This is a genomic window from Maritalea myrionectae, assembly GCF_003433515.1.
Taxonomy (GTDB): domain Bacteria; phylum Pseudomonadota; class Alphaproteobacteria; order Rhizobiales; family Devosiaceae; genus Maritalea; species Maritalea myrionectae.
In genome coordinates this window covers 2,302,122-2,316,991 of record NZ_CP021330.1, presented here as the reverse complement: position 1 = coordinate 2,316,991, position 14,870 = coordinate 2,302,122, and the positions used below count along the sequence as shown (strand labels likewise).

13 protein-coding genes are annotated in these 14,870 nt (G+C 55.2%); 11 read left to right on the top strand and 2 right to left on the bottom strand.

Annotation, left to right across the window (positions count from 1 at the left end):
- Positions 1-69 precede the first annotated feature (69 nt).
- The 8 genes from MXMO3_RS11690 to MXMO3_RS11655 are packed head-to-tail and all read left to right on the top strand — an operon-like array spanning position 70 to position 9,099.
- Complete coding sequence (locus tag MXMO3_RS11690) at positions 70-1,596, top strand: sugar ABC transporter ATP-binding protein (protein WP_245985736.1); 1,527 nt, start codon at positions 70-72, stop codon at positions 1,594-1,596.
- Positions 1,580-2,623: an ABC transporter permease gene (locus MXMO3_RS11685; RefSeq protein WP_342773343.1), complete on the top strand. Its 1,044-nt coding sequence runs from the start codon at positions 1,580-1,582 to the stop codon at positions 2,621-2,623. Before MXMO3_RS11690 ends, MXMO3_RS11685 begins: the two co-directional genes overlap by 17 nt.
- A gap of 2 nt (positions 2,624-2,625) precedes the next feature.
- Complete coding sequence (yjfF, locus tag MXMO3_RS11680) at positions 2,626-3,594, top strand: galactofuranose ABC transporter, permease protein YjfF (RefSeq protein WP_027833318.1); 969 nt, start codon at positions 2,626-2,628, stop codon at positions 3,592-3,594.
- A 41-nt stretch (positions 3,595-3,635) separates the two neighbouring features.
- Positions 3,636-4,403 carry a FadR/GntR family transcriptional regulator gene (locus MXMO3_RS11675; RefSeq protein WP_051213025.1) on the top strand — a complete coding sequence of 256 codons (768 nt, stop codon included), beginning with the start codon at positions 3,636-3,638 and terminating at the stop codon, positions 4,401-4,403.
- A gap of 13 nt (positions 4,404-4,416) precedes the next feature.
- A complete protein-coding gene (araD, locus tag MXMO3_RS11670; RefSeq protein WP_117395981.1) occupies positions 4,417-6,165 on the top strand; it encodes an L-arabinonate dehydratase in 1,749 nt (582 codons plus the stop codon).
- Entirely contained in the window at positions 6,165-7,106 is a 942-nt protein-coding gene (locus MXMO3_RS11665) for a Gfo/Idh/MocA family protein (protein ID WP_117395980.1), read from the top strand. The genes araD and MXMO3_RS11665 overlap by 1 nt, the downstream gene beginning before the upstream one ends.
- A 5-nt stretch (positions 7,107-7,111) precedes the next feature.
- Complete coding sequence (locus MXMO3_RS11660; RefSeq protein WP_117395979.1) at positions 7,112-8,158, top strand: aldose epimerase family protein; 1,047 nt, start codon at positions 7,112-7,114, stop codon at positions 8,156-8,158.
- Between the two features lie 23 nt (positions 8,159-8,181).
- Positions 8,182-9,099, top strand: a complete 918-nt coding sequence (locus MXMO3_RS11655) for a dihydrodipicolinate synthase family protein (protein ID WP_117395978.1) — start codon at positions 8,182-8,184, stop codon at positions 9,097-9,099.
- Between the two features lie 41 nt (positions 9,100-9,140).
- Here the strand turns inward: MXMO3_RS11655 and MXMO3_RS11650 are convergent, their stop codons facing one another.
- Both MXMO3_RS11650 and MXMO3_RS11645 read right to left on the bottom strand, forming a co-directional pair.
- On the bottom strand, positions 9,141-9,368 hold the full coding sequence (locus tag MXMO3_RS11650) for a hypothetical protein (RefSeq protein ID WP_027833312.1): 228 nt from the start codon (positions 9,366-9,368) through the stop codon (positions 9,141-9,143).
- 89 nt (positions 9,369-9,457) lie between these two features.
- Positions 9,458-10,384: a LysR family transcriptional regulator gene (locus tag MXMO3_RS11645; RefSeq protein ID WP_117395977.1), complete on the bottom strand. Its 927-nt coding sequence runs from the start codon at positions 10,382-10,384 to the stop codon at positions 9,458-9,460.
- Between the two features lie 203 nt (positions 10,385-10,587).
- Here MXMO3_RS11645 and MXMO3_RS11640 point away from each other — a divergent pair, with 203 nt between their 5' ends.
- The 3 genes from MXMO3_RS11640 (at position 10,588) to MXMO3_RS11630 (ending at position 14,861) form a co-directional block, all read left to right on the top strand.
- Positions 10,588-11,946, top strand: a complete 1,359-nt coding sequence (locus tag MXMO3_RS11640) for a CmpA/NrtA family ABC transporter substrate-binding protein (protein WP_117396800.1) — start codon at positions 10,588-10,590, stop codon at positions 11,944-11,946.
- Positions 11,947-12,050: 104 nt separating this feature from the next.
- Positions 12,051-13,103, top strand: coding sequence for an ABC transporter permease (locus MXMO3_RS11635; protein ID WP_245985839.1), 1,053 nt, complete (start codon positions 12,051-12,053; stop codon positions 13,101-13,103).
- A gap of 9 nt (positions 13,104-13,112) precedes the next feature.
- Positions 13,113-14,861: an ABC transporter ATP-binding protein gene (locus tag MXMO3_RS11630; protein ID WP_117395975.1), complete on the top strand. Its 1,749-nt coding sequence runs from the start codon at positions 13,113-13,115 to the stop codon at positions 14,859-14,861.
- Positions 14,862-14,870: the final 9 nt, after the last annotated feature.

Sequence of the window (14,870 nt, the reverse complement as noted above, 5' to 3'; positions counted from 1 at the left end):
CCCGCCTTATGGCGGGGTGCTCGCCAGCAAAGGGAAATCTGATCTGCAATGGTGACCAAGAAGTAGCTCATGACCACACAAAACAAATTGAGGCAACCTGTCGAGATGAAGGGGATATGCAAGAGCTTCCCCGGCGTTGTCGCGCTCGACAATGTTGACCTGACCTTGCGACCAGGAGAGGTGCACGCGCTGTTGGGAGAGAACGGCGCTGGAAAATCCACTCTTGTGAAAGTTTTGACCGGCGCGATTTCCCGCGACCGGGGCGACATAATTCTCGACGGCAACCCCGTTGAATTTTCCACCACCGCTGAAGCAGCCAATTTGGGGATCAGCACCGTATTCCAGGAAGTCAATCTGGTCTCGGCCATGTCTGTAACCAAAAATCTGGCTCTGGCCAGCCAAACGGGTCGTTTCGGCGTGATTTCGTGGAAAAAGGCGCGGCAGGATGCGCGCGAAAAACTGAAAAGGCTCGATCTCGATATTGATCTGGAGCAACCGGTGGGCACTTTTTCGGTGGCCATTCAGCAGTTGATCGCGATTGCCAGCGCTCTAAACGATAACACCAAAGTGCTCGTGTTGGACGAGCCGACGGCAAGTCTGGACGCGCAGGAAACGCGCGCGCTGTTTGATATTGTGCGCGAATTAAAATCGCGCGGCATCGCCGTGGTGTTTATCACCCATTTTCTGGAACAGGTATTTGAAATCAGCGACCGTATTTCGGTGTTGCGTAATGGGCAATTGGTGGGGACTAAGCCCATTGATGATATTTCCCGCGGTGAGCTGATTTCAATGATGATCGGCAAAGAGTTGGGGGAAGTGGAAAGCGCCTTTTCCCGACGCGAAGGCAAAGAACCCGGCGCGGAAATTGTGCGCGCCGAAGGATTGGGCCGCCGCCGCACCCTGCAACCGTGCGATATTTCCCTGCACAAGGGTGAAGTTGTGGGCTTGGCTGGTTTGCTTGGCTCCGGCCGCACCGAACTGACCAAGCTGATTTTTGGCGCGATCAAAAACGATAGCGGCACAATGACGGTGAATGGCAAGCAGCAATTGCCCAACACACCGCGCAAATCCATCAATACCGGCATTGCGCTTTGTCCCGAGGATCGCAAGACCGAAGGGCTAGTGGGCGAATTGACCATCCGCGAGAATATTGTCCTGTCTATGCAGGCCAAAAAGGGTTGGTTGAGGAAGGTGCCGTTTAAAGAGCAGCAAAAACTGGCCGCTGAAATGATTAAGGCGATGGATATCGCCACACCGGATGCTGAAAAGCAGGTGCGGCAACTTTCCGGCGGCAATCAGCAAAAAGTGGTGCTGGCCCGCGCTTTGGCGTCCAAGCCGGACGTGATGCTGCTTGATGAGCCCACACGCGGGATTGATGTGGGGGCACACGCCGAAATTATCGTGTTGATCCGAAAGCTTTGCGAAGAGGGATTGGCGCTTTTGGTTGCTTCATCTGAGATTAACGAGATTGTCGCTGTTGCAGATCGCGTAGTCATTTTGCGGGACCGTTCCAAGGTCGGCGAATTGGTTGGGCAAGATGTAACGCGTGACGCCATCATCGAGACGATTGCGGGGGAAGATGTCGCAGATTCCTGATATAAATATGGGCGGCACCACCAACTGGTTCGCCAAAATACGCCATAGCCGTGCCATCTGGCCACTTATGGCGCTAGCCATCATTTTGATTATTGATGCGATCATTATGCCCGGATTTTTCGAAATCCGCATCGTTGAAGGTCGTTTGTTTGGCAATGTGATCGATATTCTGTATCGGGCCGTGCCCACCGCACTGATTGCTCTTGGTATGGCGATTGTTATCGGCAGCCGGGGCATTGATTTGTCCGTCGGCTCCATTGTGGCCATTTGCGGCGCGGTTATCGCTTGGCGCATCAACGCTGGTGATCCGCATTTGCTGGTATTCTTCTATGCGCTTTTGGCTGGTGTGATCTGCGGCATGTGGAATGGTATGCTGGTTGCCGGTCTTGGCATTCAGCCCATTATCGCCACCTTGATATTGATGGTGGCCGGCCGTGGCATCGGTCTGCTGATCAATTCGCTTTATGGTGGCATCAACCCAAGCTTTGAAAGTGAATTGTTGCAGGGCATGAGCACCGGGAGTGTTCTTTATATTCCCACCCGATTATTTGCGGCGGCAGCGGTGTTTTTTGGCCTCTGGCTATTAATCCGCCGCACCGCACTTGGCCTCTTTATTGAGGCGGTGGGTGGCAATGCCGCTGCATCAGCACTGGCAGGTGTAAACTCGCGCCTCATAACCTTTGCAGCCTATGTTGTTTGTGGCTTCACGGCCGCCTTTGCCGGGGTGATTATGACAGCAGACACCCACACGTCAGACCCGGTCAGCATCGCCATGTTCAGCGAGCTGGACGCGATCCTTGCCGTGGTGATTGGCGGCGCTTCACTCTCAGGTGGTCGGATTTATTTGGGGATGACTGTGATCGGGGCACTGGTGATCCAGGCGCTCACCACTTCAATCCTCATCTCCGGTCTGCCACCGGAATATAATTTGATCATTAAAGCTCTGGTGGTTCTGTTCGTGCTGTTCCTGCAGTCAGAGAACGCCCGTGCAACCTTTGGCCTAATGTTCAAGCGAGATGTAAAATGACACTGAATAAGAAATATCTACCGCTAATCGCTACGATCGTCGTTTTTGTCGCCCTGTTCGTGATTGGCGGCTCCATGTATCGCAACTTCCTGTCGACAATGGTGCTGGGCAATATTCTGGCCGACAATTCATTCATCATTATCGCGGCCATTGGGGCGACCTTCGTGATCCTTTCCGGCGGCATTGATTTGTCCGTTGGGTCCATGATCGGCTTTGTGGGCGTCTGCATGGCCGTGCTCGACAGCATGGGCTGGCATCCGTTGGCGACCGCCATCTTCATGCTGTTCTTTGGTGTCGCTTTTGGCGCCGCGCAAGGTTTTATCATCGATTTTTGTAAGATCCAGCCCTTCATCGTCACGCTGGCGGGCCTGTTTTTACTGCGCGGCCTTTGCTTTATGGTCACGCTCGATTCTGTGCCGATTCAGCATGAGTTCGTGCAATTCTACTCTTCTATCAAAGTTGATCTGCCCGGGCGCGGTGTATTGCGCAGTTCGGCCCTTGTGATGTTGGTGGCGTTGGCGCTTGGCATTTTCATTGCCCACTTCACCAGATTCGGCAATCACGTCTATGCCATGGGTGGCGACGCTGAATCCGCGCGTCTGATGGGCGTCAATATCCGCACAACCACGGTGAAAATCTATGCATTGGCTGGTTTTTTCAGTGCATTGGCGGGCGTCGTTTACGCGCTTTACACCTCCTCTGGCTACCCACTTGCGGGCAGCACCCTGGAATTGACCGCCATCGCGGCGGTGGTCCTCGGGGGCACCTTGCTCAGCGGTGGCGTTGGAATGGTTGCGGGCACGCTTTTTGGCGGTATGATCCTAGGGTTGATCTCTACCTTGATTATTTTCAACGGTTCGCTCAACAGCGCCTGGATCATGATAAGCAATGGGGCTCTCTTGTTCCTGTTTATTGTGATGCATCGCGTGCTGGTCGGCTCTTTCGACCTTAAGGGAGGCACGAAAGAGTAAATGATAAAACCCACCAACGTTTGGTCGCAGGAGTAAAACCTATGACGTCTTCACGCAGTTCGGCCGTCGACTATATGATGTCGATCTCTCATTCCATTTCCGCGGGCGATAACATTGTCCACCGTTTGGGACGCGAGATTGTCGATGGTCGACATGCGCCTGGCGATCGCTTGCCGGACGAGGCGACAATGCTGAAACGCTATGGTGTGTCGCGCACAGCGCTGCGCGAGGCCTATAGCAAGCTAACCGCAAAGGGCATGATTATTGCCCGCCCGAAAGTGGGCACAAGCGTACGCCCTTCGAGCGACTGGAACATGCTCGATGCAGACGTTTTGACCTGGCATTTGCAAACCCGGCCCCTCGCAGGTGTCGCCAAGGATCTTTATGCCTTGCGCCGCATGCTGGAGCCGGGGGCCGCCGCCATGGCGGCAACCGCCCGTACCGAGGCGGAACTGCAAAAAATCGAAGATGCCTATAAGCAAATGCAGGCCACTTCGACATATGAAGCTGAGCTGGTTGAAGCAGACCTTCGGTTTCATGTTGCCATATTAAACGCCACCCATAACCATTTTATCGGGGCGTTCAGTTCTCTAATTCACGCCGCGATGATCAGCACCTTTGAGGTGAGCTGGCGCGGGGCGGAAGTCTCCGTATTCAAACAGGAACGCCTGGTACAGCACGGTGATGTGCTGGAGGCCATCCGGGCGCAGGATGCGGATCTGGCGCGGCTTCGTATGGAGCGGCTGCTGGATGACTCAATCGAGGACGCGAGTGAGGTACTCGGCCAACACGTGAAAGGAAGCCGATAAGGCAAGTATATCTATGGGTAATCAGTTTCAACCGGCAAAATGGCCACGCAAATTACGGTCACAAGAATGGTATGGCGGCACCTCGCGGGATGCGATTTATCACCGCGGCTGGTTGAAAAACCAGGGCTATCCGCATGACGAGTTCGACGGGCGACCGGTTATTGGCATTTTGAACACCTGGTCGGACCTGACCCCATGTAACGGCCATTTGCGTGAACTGGCAGAAAAAGTGAAGGCCGGTGTTTGGGAGGCAGGCGGTTTCCCACTGGAAGTGCCTGTGTTTTCCGCGTCGGAAAACACATTCCGGCCCACAGCCATGATGTTCCGTAATCTTGCAGCCATGGCCGTGGAAGAAACGATTAGGGCCCAACCATTGGATGGGGCGGTGTTGCTGGTGGGCTGTGACAAGACCACCCCCAGCCTGCTGATGGGCGCTGCATCAACTGATATCCCTTCAATAGCTGTCTCCGGGGGACCCATGTTGAATGGACGGTTCCGGGGAGAACGCATAGGCTCGGGCACCCATCTTTGGAAGTTTTCCGAGGCCATCAAAGCTGGGGACATGACCGGCGATGATTTTGTAGAAGCAGAGGCTGCCATGTCTCGCTCTACCGGTACATGCAATACAATGGGCACCGCCTCGACTATGGCTTCAATTGCCGAAGCTCTCGGCATGGCTATGTCCGGCAATGCGGCCATTCCTGCGGTGGACAGCCGTCGTCGTGTAATGGCGCAAATGTCCGGTCGGCGGATTGTACAGATGGTCAAAGATGATCTGAAGCCCTCTGACATTATGACCCGTGAGGCATTTGAAAATGCCATCCGCGTTAATGGCGCCATTGGCGGCTCAACCAACGCTGTGATTCACCTGCTGGCGATTGCCGGGCGAGTGGGGATCGACTTGACCCTTGATGATTGGGATCAGCTGGGGCGCGATATTCCAACCATTGTGAACTTGATGCCGTCAGGCAAATATTTGATGGAAGAGTTCTTCTATGCTGGCGGGTTGCCCGTGGTCATTAAACATCTGGGGGAATCCGGCAAATTGCACAAGGACGCGCTCACGGTGTCCGGCGATGTGATCTGGAATGAAGTGAAGGACGCGGTCAATTATAATGACGACGTGATTTTGCCCGTGGAAAAGGCGCTGGCCGACCAGGGGGGCATTGCGGTCCTGAGGGGCAATCTTGCTCCCAATGGGGCGGTGCTAAAACCGTCTGCCGCGTCGCCTGATTTGATGGTGCACCGGGGCCGGGCGGTCGTTTTTGAAGATATTGACGACTACAAGGCGAAGATCAACGATGATGATCTGGATATTGATGAAACCTGCATCATGGTCCTCAAAAACTGTGGCCCGAAAGGCTATCCAGGCATGGCGGAAGTGGGCAATATGGGCCTGCCGCCCAAAATTTTGAAAAAGGGCATCACGGACATGGTGCGTATTTCAGATGCACGCATGTCCGGCACGGCCTATGGCACCATTATTCTGCACACTTCGCCTGAGGCTGCCATTGGTGGGCCATTGGCAGTGGTACAGACGGGCGACATGATTGAAGTAGATGTGCCGGGGCGTCGCCTGCATCTGGACATTTCTGAAGAGGAGCTGGCGCGTCGCCTCGCGGCGTGGGCGCCATCCATTGAGGCACCACCAAGTGGCTTTGCTCAATTGCATCACCAGCATGTTGAAGGCGCAGACAGCGGCGCAGACTACGACTTTCTGAAAGGCTGCCGGGGCAATCCGGTGCCAAAGGACTCGCACTGATGGAACCACGTAAACTGGCTTTGGTGGGCATTGGCAAGATCGCCCGCGATCAGCATATCCCCTCGCTTAATGCTTCTAAAGACTGGGAGTTGGTAGCTACCGTGTCGCGCCATGCTCAAGTGGATGGCATTGAAGCATTCGAAGATATTGAAACCATGTTGGCTGCGCGGCCGGACATTGACGTGATTTCACTTTGCGTGCCGCCCGCACCGCGCTTTGCTTATGCGGCAGCGGCGCTGAACGCCAATCGCCACGTTATGTTGGAAAAACCACCCGGGGCCACGCTTTCGGAATGCCATGTGCTGGGGCGCATGGCGGAAAAGGCCGGGCGCAGCATTTACGCCACCTGGCATTCGCGCGAGGCAGCCATGGTGGATGCCGCCCGTGTCTGGTTAAGTGACAAACAGGTGCATCGTGTTGAGATGCAATGGAAAGAGGATGTACGCTATTGGCATCCGGGACAGGACTGGGTGTTTGATCCCGGCGGCATGGGGGTCTTTGATCCCGGCATTAACGGCCTGTCGATCCTGACAAAAATCCTGCCAAAATCCTTGCACATTACCAGTGCGACACTGGATTTTCCTGAAAACCGGCAGACCCCGATCGCTGCACAATTGGCCTTCCACTACCCCGGCGCGAGTGGTTCTTTCGCTGAACTGGACTGGCTGCAGCAGGGCGATCCGGTCTGGTCCATCTTTGTGGAGACCGATGCTGGCGTACTGACATTGGAAAATGGCGGCGCGCGCATGCTGATTGACGGTGAGGAAATCAAAAGCGCGGAAGATGCCTTGGCTTTGCAGGGCGAATATCCGCGGCTTTACGCCCGGATGAACGACCTAGTTGCCAAAGGTGAAAGCGAAATGGACCTGCGGCCCATGTATTTGGTGGCAGATGCGTTTGCCATTGGTGAGCGTCGCACCAAACCTGCTTTCGAGTGGTGAGGGCCATGTCTGACGCACCGGATACATTTGCGGAAAAAGGCCAAATCGACGCGCAACAGGTGTCTGCATTTGGCCAAGGCCCCGCTGGCGAGCAAATTGATTTAATCCGCATCGCCAATGGCGGAACCAAAGCAGCCATTATGACGTGGGGCGCAACTCTGCAGGACTTGCGCCGCACAGAAAGTGATCACGCCTTGGTGCTGGGCAGCGCGGATTTTGCGGCCTATCTCGGGCCGATGACCTATTTCGGTGCGATTGTCGGGCCGGTGGCAAACCGGATTGCAGGCGGCCAGTTTGTGCTCGACGGCACCCGTTTTGATCTGGAGCGCAATGAAAACAACAAGACCACCCTGCATGGGGGCGCCGCAGGCACCGGGCAGCGCAATTGGACACTGTTGGCATGTGATGCGACGAGCTGCACCCTTACAGTGACCCATCCGGACGGGGAAGGGGGCTTTCCCGGAAATGTGACGGTTCAGGCTCATTATGCCCTAGACGAGACGGGCACATTGACCCTCGACATCCAGGCGCGGACAGACCGGATAACCCATTTGAATTTTGCCCACCATTCCTATTGGAATTTGGATGGCCATGCTGATCTGGCCAATCATACCATGTGCATTAATGCCAGCCAGTATTTGCCAGTGGACGCGGATTTGATCCCAACAGGTGCACCGGCACCGGTGGCGGACACGGCCTTCGACTATCGCGAGATGAAGCCATTTACATCGCCGCCCGACATGGCGCTGGACCATAATTTCTGCATCGATTCCACAGACAATGAACTGCACCCTATGTGCAGCGTGCGTGCTGGCCAATATCAGCTTGATGTGTTGTCGACAGAACAGGGCCTGCAAGTGTTCGATGCCACCGGCATGGATACCACACCTTTCAATGGTCACACTGGCCAGCCTTATGGTCACCACGCAGGTTTGGCACTGGAGCCGCAAAAATGGCCCGATGCGCCGAACCAGCCTGATTTTCCTTCAACCCTGATCCGCCCGGGCGAGACCTACCGTCAGCGCACCCATTTCCGGATCAGCGTTCTTTAGAACTGACATATAGGATTCAACCCATGAAACAGCCTTTGACCGGAATTTTGCCCGTTGCGCCCACGCCATTTTTTGACGATGGCCAGGTGGATGAAGATGGCATGAAAAATGTGCTTGATTGCATGATTGATCAGGGCGTGGATGCCATTTGCTTGCTGGCCAACTATTCAGAGCAATTTGTGCTGTCTGACGACGAACGCGCACGCCTGATGCGCGTTAGCCTTGAACATGTGGCAGGCCGCAAGCCCATCATTGTGACCATCAGCCATTTCTCCACCGCCATTGCCACGCAACGCGCTAAAGCGGCGGAGGCCTTGGGGGCTGATATGGTGATGATGATGCCGCCCTATCACGGGGTTGGCTTGGTGCCGGGACCAGATGGTATTTATGAGCATTTCCAAGCGGTGAGCGATGCGATTTCTATTCCGATCATGGTGCAGGACGCGCCGCTTTCCGGCGTCAGCCTGCCGGTTGATCTGTTGGTAAAGATGGCGCGCGAAATTGAAAATGTCAGTTATTTCAAAATTGAGGTGCCTTTTGCCGCAGACAAACTGGCCGCGCTCATTGAAGCAGGGGGCGAGCATATGGTCGGGCCATTTGACGGCGAAGAGGCCGTGACCCTGTTGGCCGACCTCGATGCCGGAGCAACCGGCACGATGACCTCTGGCCTACAACCGGAAAAAATCCGATCTATCGTGACGGATTTTCACGCAGGGGACCACGATGCGGCCTTGGCGCAATGGAAAGTGTGTCTGCCATTGATCAACCACGAAAATCGGCAATGCGGCCTCAAAGCCTGCAAGACTGTATTTAAAGAAGGCGGCGTGATCAAAAGCGATTATGTTCGCCACCCGCTCAAACCCATGAGCCAGCGCACAAAAGACCGCTTGCTCCAGCTGTCAAAAGAACTGGACCTGATTGCCCTTCGTTGGGGCAAGTAAGGCGGGAGGTTGGCCGCAATTGGCGGCCAACCCATTCTCTATTATGTGGCTGGCGGTGGTGCGGTCCACGGCCATGCAATGGCCACAAGGCCAAACCAGAAGAGCATCCAAAACAGGATTGCCAGCGCCGCGGCCATGCCACTCACAGCATAGCGGTAATTGCCACCATGCTTGTAAGGCCACCGCTCTCGCGTATAGGGCCAGCTGGGCCAGCCAATAACCACAAGCAGCAGTAGAAATAGCCAGAAATAAAACAGGAATTCTGCCATATGTTCACCTCCGTTTCTGGAGTTGTCCTGATGGTATAATGCTTGAGGGCGCAACCTGTTCCGAATGACAATCAGGGCAGGTTGTTGGCTTATGGCGTTTCAATCTGTGGCAGACGTTCCATTTCACGCTCAAACATCTCGCGCAACTGATCGGCAAATTTGCGGGCGGCCACGGGCAGGTTGCGCTTGTGTAACTGGCCGACAAACAAAAATCCCGGCTCGATCTCATGTGCTTTAAAGGGACGATAAACCAACTCGGATTCCTGCGGCGACGCGCTGATGGTCAGTGGTAGATCCAATGCCAGCCCCGCGCCTTGGCGTGCCAGATGGCGCAGCAGTGCGGAATCATCGCTTTCAATGGTCGGCTTGCAGTTCAGCCCCTTTTTCACACAGGCGGCCTCAACAATCTCGCGAATCCCTTCGCCGCGCGGCGGCAACAGCGGGTTATGCTCCAAAAAGTCCACCAGCCGCAATTCCGGTTGTGCCGCCAGCGGATGATCGGCCGCCATGGCCACGGACAAATGCTGCTGCTGGTGGGAGATCACTTGCATATCCGCCAATCGGAGCGGTTGAAACATCACCACGATATCAGCCTCAAGATTGTGCAATTGCTGTTCCACTTGCCCGCGATCATAGGCATGCAGTGAAAAAGTCACCCCGGGGAAATCTGCACGATAGGCCTGAATGAGGCGCGGCAGCAGGCGGCCGCCGATTTCCTTGGTGGTGGCAATGCGCACATGCCCGATTCGCACCCCGGAAAGGTCGGCAATCTGCGAACGCACCCGTTCTAGATCTGCCATTTGGGCCCGCACATGGTGGATAAACAACTCGCCTGCACTGTTGAGCCGCACCCCCTGAGCATGGCGTTCAAAGATTTCAATATCCAGCTCTTCCTCAATCGCCAGAATGCGGCGATTGAGCGCTGACGGCGTGATAGCCAGCACTTCCGCGGCCCCACGAATGGAACCAGCGCGGGCCACCGCATCCACATATTTAAGCGCCAGCATATGTCGCATAGAGGTCTCCTTGTGGGTGTGTCCTTTTTTGCAACACTTAATGGATTTTTTAGCAGCAGACAACAACGCACTGCTTTGGCAAGGTGAAATTAGGTCAGCAATAGTGACGCGAAAATGGCGCGCAACCCGTCAAAGACCGAAACAAGGACAAGGTGAAAATGTTTTCAAACCCACTCGAAACTCTTCTCTCCCGCCGCCGCTTTATGGCAACTATCTTGGGGTCGATCGCCGCGATTGGCTTGAGCGCCCCAGCCTTGGCCGATTGGCTGGATGTTGAAAAAGACGAGCTTAAACTGGGCTTCATTAAACTCACAGATATGGCGCCACTCGCCATCGCCTATGAAAAAGGCTATTTCGAGGATGAGGGGCTCTATGTGACGCTGGAGCCGCAGGCGAACTGGAAAGTGCTGCTGGACCGCACCATTACCGGCGAGTTGGATGGGGCGCATATGCTGGCGGGTCAACCCTTAGCCGCCACCATCGGCTATGGCACCGAGGCGCATATCGTGACGCCTTTTTCCATGGATTTGAACGGCAACGGCATCACAGTCTCCAACGAAATTTGGGAAAAAATGAAACCGCATCTCGAAATGGATGCAGAGGGCAAACCCGTACACCCGATCAGCGCCAGTGCGCTTAAGCCAGTGGTTGAAGAGCTCAAGGCAAAAGGCGAAAGCTTTAAAATGGGCATGGTGTTTCCCGTCTCCACGCACAATTATGAGCTGCGCTACTGGTTGGCCGCAGGGGGCATCCACCCGGGTCTTTATTCTTCAAGCGACACGTCGGGGCAGATTGATGCAGATGCTTTGCTGTCTGTAACGCCACCGCCGCAGATGCCACCCACCTTAGAAGCAGGCACAATCCACGGCTATTGCGTGGGCGAGCCATGGAACCAAGCTGCGGTGTTTAAAGGCATTGGTGTACCGGTGATCACCGACTATGAAATCTGGAAAAACAATCCGGAAAAAGTATTCGGTCTCACAAAGGAATTTACCGAGAAATATCCCAACACCACATTGGCCCTGACCAAGGCGTTGATCCGCGCCGCCAAATGGTTGGATGAAAACGACAACGCCAACCGTGAAGAGGCCGTGGAAATCCTGGCGCGCTCAGAATATGTGGGCGCCGATGCCGAGGTGATCGCCAATTCTATGACCGGCACATTTGAATACGAAAAAGGCGACAAGCGCGCTGTGCCGGACTTCAATGTGTTCTATCGCTATTACGCGACCTATCCCTTCTATTCCGACGCCGTCTGGTATCTGACGCAGATGCGTCGCTGGGGCCAGATCGACGAGCACCAGCCCGACGAATGGTATGACGAGGTCGCCAAATCCGTTTATCGCCCGGACATCTATCTGGAAGCAGCAGAGCTGCTGGTGGAAGAGGGCCATGTGGACCGCGAAGACTTCCCCTGGGGAACAGATGGCTACAAAGCTCCAACCCCGGCTGAAGATATCATCGATGGCATTCCGTTCGATGCGAAATCACCTAACGCCTACATCGACAGTCTCGAAATCGGCCTGAAGACCGATGAGTCTGTCGCAGCAAACGGCAGTTAGGCAAGGAGGGCGCTGGTTGGCCGGGCCCCGCGGTTTGGCCAACCAGCGACAATTCCAAGAAATATTGAGGCAAACAGATGACCGAGATTTCAAGCGCAGAACAAATGAATGCCGAACCCGTTTGGCGCAAACGATTTTTGAATGGCCTTAACCGGGCCAATGGCTGGTTTGAGGCGCTTGGCTTTGCCTGGGTGGCCCCGTTGATCAAGTGGGGCATGGGCGAAAGCCGCAAGGAACAAGCCAAGATTTTGCGCCAGGTGTTGCTTGTGCCAATGATAGGCATCGCTGCCTTTGTGTTGATCTGGGCCGCGTTGGCCCCGCAGGTGCAAACCTCTTTGGGGACCATCCCCGGTCCAGTGCAGGTGGTCGAGCAGGCGGGCAATCTGTGGCAGGATCACGTGCGCGAACGCGAGAAAGCGGCGGCCTTTTATGAACGGCTGGACGCGCGCAATGCCAAACTGATCGAGCAGGGCCAGTCAGATCGAGTCAAGCATCGCGAATATACCGGTCAACCGACCTATATCGACCAGATTTTCACCTCGCTGTTCACCGTGGGGCTGGGCTTTTTCATCGCCACGCTAATCGCTGTGCCGCTGGGGATTGCATCCGGTTTATCTAAAACATTCAATGGTGCCATTAACCCATTGATCCAAATATTTAAACCGGTTTCGCCTTTGGCCTGGCTGCCGATTGTGACCATGGTGATTTCAGCGACCTATGCCAACCCGATGGATTGGTTGCCCAAATCCATGATCACCTCTGCTGTGACCGTAACCCTGTGTTCGCTCTGGCCATCATTGATCAACACCGCACTGGGCGTGGCCTCTGTCGACAAAGATCTGATGAATGTAGGCCGCGTATTGCAGCTGCCCACCTATAAAACCATCACCAAACTGGTGCTGCCTTCCGCATTGCCGCTGATCTTCACGGGTTTGCGCTTGTCACTGGGTGTGGGCTGGATGGTGCTGATCGCCGCCGAAATGCTGGCGCAAAACCCGGGCCTGGGCAAATTTGTCTGGGACGAATTCCAGAACGGCTCCTCCCAATCGCTGGCGCGGATCATGGTGGCTGTGATCACCATCGGCATTGTCGGCTTTATGCTGGATCGGCTGATGTTCGCCCTGCAACGTGCCTTCACCTTCAGTGCCAACCGTTAGGAGCGAGATATGACCATCCTCGAAATCTCCAAACTCTCGGTACACTTTGGTGAAGAACCCAATTGCCACGAAGTGCTGACCGACATCGAACTGGATGTGGCGGAAGGTGAATTTGTGGCGATTGTGGGTTTTTCCGGCAGCGGCAAAACCACATTGATCTCGGCGCTGGCGGGGTTGATCAAACCCACCAAAGGCGGCGTGATCTATCGTGGCCGTGAGATTGATGGCCCCGGACCAGAGCGGGGCGTGGTGTTTCAATCCTATTCGCTGATGCCTTGGCTGACCGTGGAGGGCAATGTCGCCCTGGCGGTGGATCAGGTGTTCAGCGACAAACCGGTTACTGAGCGCAAGGAAATTGTCACCCGCTATATCGAAATGGTTGGCCTCGACCATGCGAAGAACCGCAAGCCCGCCGAACTCTCCGGTGGAATGCGGCAGCGGGTGGCGGTTGCGCGCGCGCTGGCCATGCAGCCTGAAATCCTGTTGATGGATGAACCTCTTTCAGCACTTGATGCGCTGAACCGCGCTAAGCTGCAGGATGAATTCTCCGATATTTGTCAGAGGGAGAAAAAGACCATCGTCCTGATCACCAATGATGTTGATGAGGCGATTTTGCTGGCTGACCGGATCATTCCGCTTAAACCGGGTCCCAACGCCACATTGGGGCCGGACTTCAAGGTGGATATTCCTCGACCACGCGACCGGACAGCCCTGAATGATGATGAGGATTTCATCAAATTGCGGGCCGCCGTTACCGATTATCTGATCGATGTGGGCGCTGCGCGAACGGAGGATTCCGACGATGTGGTGGAATTGCCCAATATAGTGCCTATGGATTTCAGCAAGGGCGAAAAACTGCCCGCAGCCTATGAAGAAGCCAGCAAAAGCAGCAAGCAGGAAGGCTTTTTGCACTTCTCAGACCTGAAAAAAGTCTATCCCACGCCCAAGGGGCCACTCACCGTGGTGGATGGCTTTGATATGAAGATCAATAAGGGTGAATTTGTCACCCTGATCGGCCATTCCGGGTGCGGCAAGTCCACGGTTCTGTCCATGGCGGCAGGGCTTAATGAGATTACCGAAGGCGGGATCATCCTTGATGGTCGCCACATTACTAGTGCCAGCCCGGACAAAGCCGTGGTGTTCCAGGCTCCCAATTTGATGCCGTGGCTGACCGCCTACGACAATGTGGCGCTGGGGGTGGACAAGGTCTATCCTGAAGCCAGCAAAGGCGAACGCCACGATGTGGTGGAATATTATCTCACCAAACTGGGACTGAAAGACAGCATGCACCGCAAGGCAGATGATCTGTCCAACGGCATGAAGCAACGGGTGGGCATTGCCCGCGCGTTCGCCTTGTCACCCAAATTGCTGTTGCTGGATGAACCCTTCGGCATGCTGGACAGCCTGACCCGTTGGGAATTGCAGGATCTACTGATGGATGTGTGGAAACGCACCCAGGTGACCGCCATCTGTGTGACCCATGATGTGGACGAGGCGATCCTACTGGCCGACCGCGTGGTGATGATGTCCAACGGTCCCAATGCCAAGATTGGCAATATTATGGAGGTGGACCTGCCGCGACCACGTTCGCGCAAGGCATTGCTCAACCACCCGGATTATTACGCTTATCGCGAAGAACTGCTTGAATTTCTGGAAGCCTATGAAGGGGGTGCCAACCCAAGCGAAGACCAGTTGGCAGCCATCAAGGAAAAGCGCGCCGCACGGCTGGCCCGTCAGCGCAGCGCAGCAGCAGAATAGGAGACGGAT

Bases quoted from the DNA above. Each gene is read 5' to 3' on its own strand.
- MXMO3_RS11690 (WP_245985736.1), top strand. From the start codon at position 70: ATGACCACACAAAACAAATTGAGGCAACCTGTCGAGATGAAGGGGATA.
- MXMO3_RS11685 (WP_342773343.1), top strand. From the start codon at position 1,580: ATGTCGCAGATTCCTGATATAAATATGGGCGGCACCACCAACTGGTTC.
- MXMO3_RS11675 (WP_051213025.1), top strand. From the start codon at position 3,636: ATGACGTCTTCACGCAGTTCGGCCGTCGACTATATGATGTCGATCTCT.
- araD (WP_117395981.1), top strand. From the start codon at position 4,417: ATGGGTAATCAGTTTCAACCGGCAAAATGGCCACGCAAATTACGGTCA.
- MXMO3_RS11665 (WP_117395980.1), top strand. From the start codon at position 6,165: ATGGAACCACGTAAACTGGCTTTGGTGGGCATTGGCAAGATCGCCCGC.
- MXMO3_RS11660 (WP_117395979.1), top strand. From the start codon at position 7,112: ATGTCTGACGCACCGGATACATTTGCGGAAAAAGGCCAAATCGACGCG.
- MXMO3_RS11655 (WP_117395978.1), top strand. From the start codon at position 8,182: ATGAAACAGCCTTTGACCGGAATTTTGCCCGTTGCGCCCACGCCATTT.
- MXMO3_RS11650 (WP_027833312.1), bottom strand. From the start codon at position 9,368: ATGGCAGAATTCCTGTTTTATTTCTGGCTATTTCTACTGCTGCTTGTG.
- MXMO3_RS11645 (WP_117395977.1), bottom strand. From the start codon at position 10,384: ATGCGACATATGCTGGCGCTTAAATATGTGGATGCGGTGGCCCGCGCT.
- MXMO3_RS11640 (WP_117396800.1), top strand. From the start codon at position 10,588: ATGGCAACTATCTTGGGGTCGATCGCCGCGATTGGCTTGAGCGCCCCA.
- MXMO3_RS11635 (WP_245985839.1), top strand. From the start codon at position 12,051: ATGAATGCCGAACCCGTTTGGCGCAAACGATTTTTGAATGGCCTTAAC.
- MXMO3_RS11630 (WP_117395975.1), top strand. From the start codon at position 13,113: ATGACCATCCTCGAAATCTCCAAACTCTCGGTACACTTTGGTGAAGAA.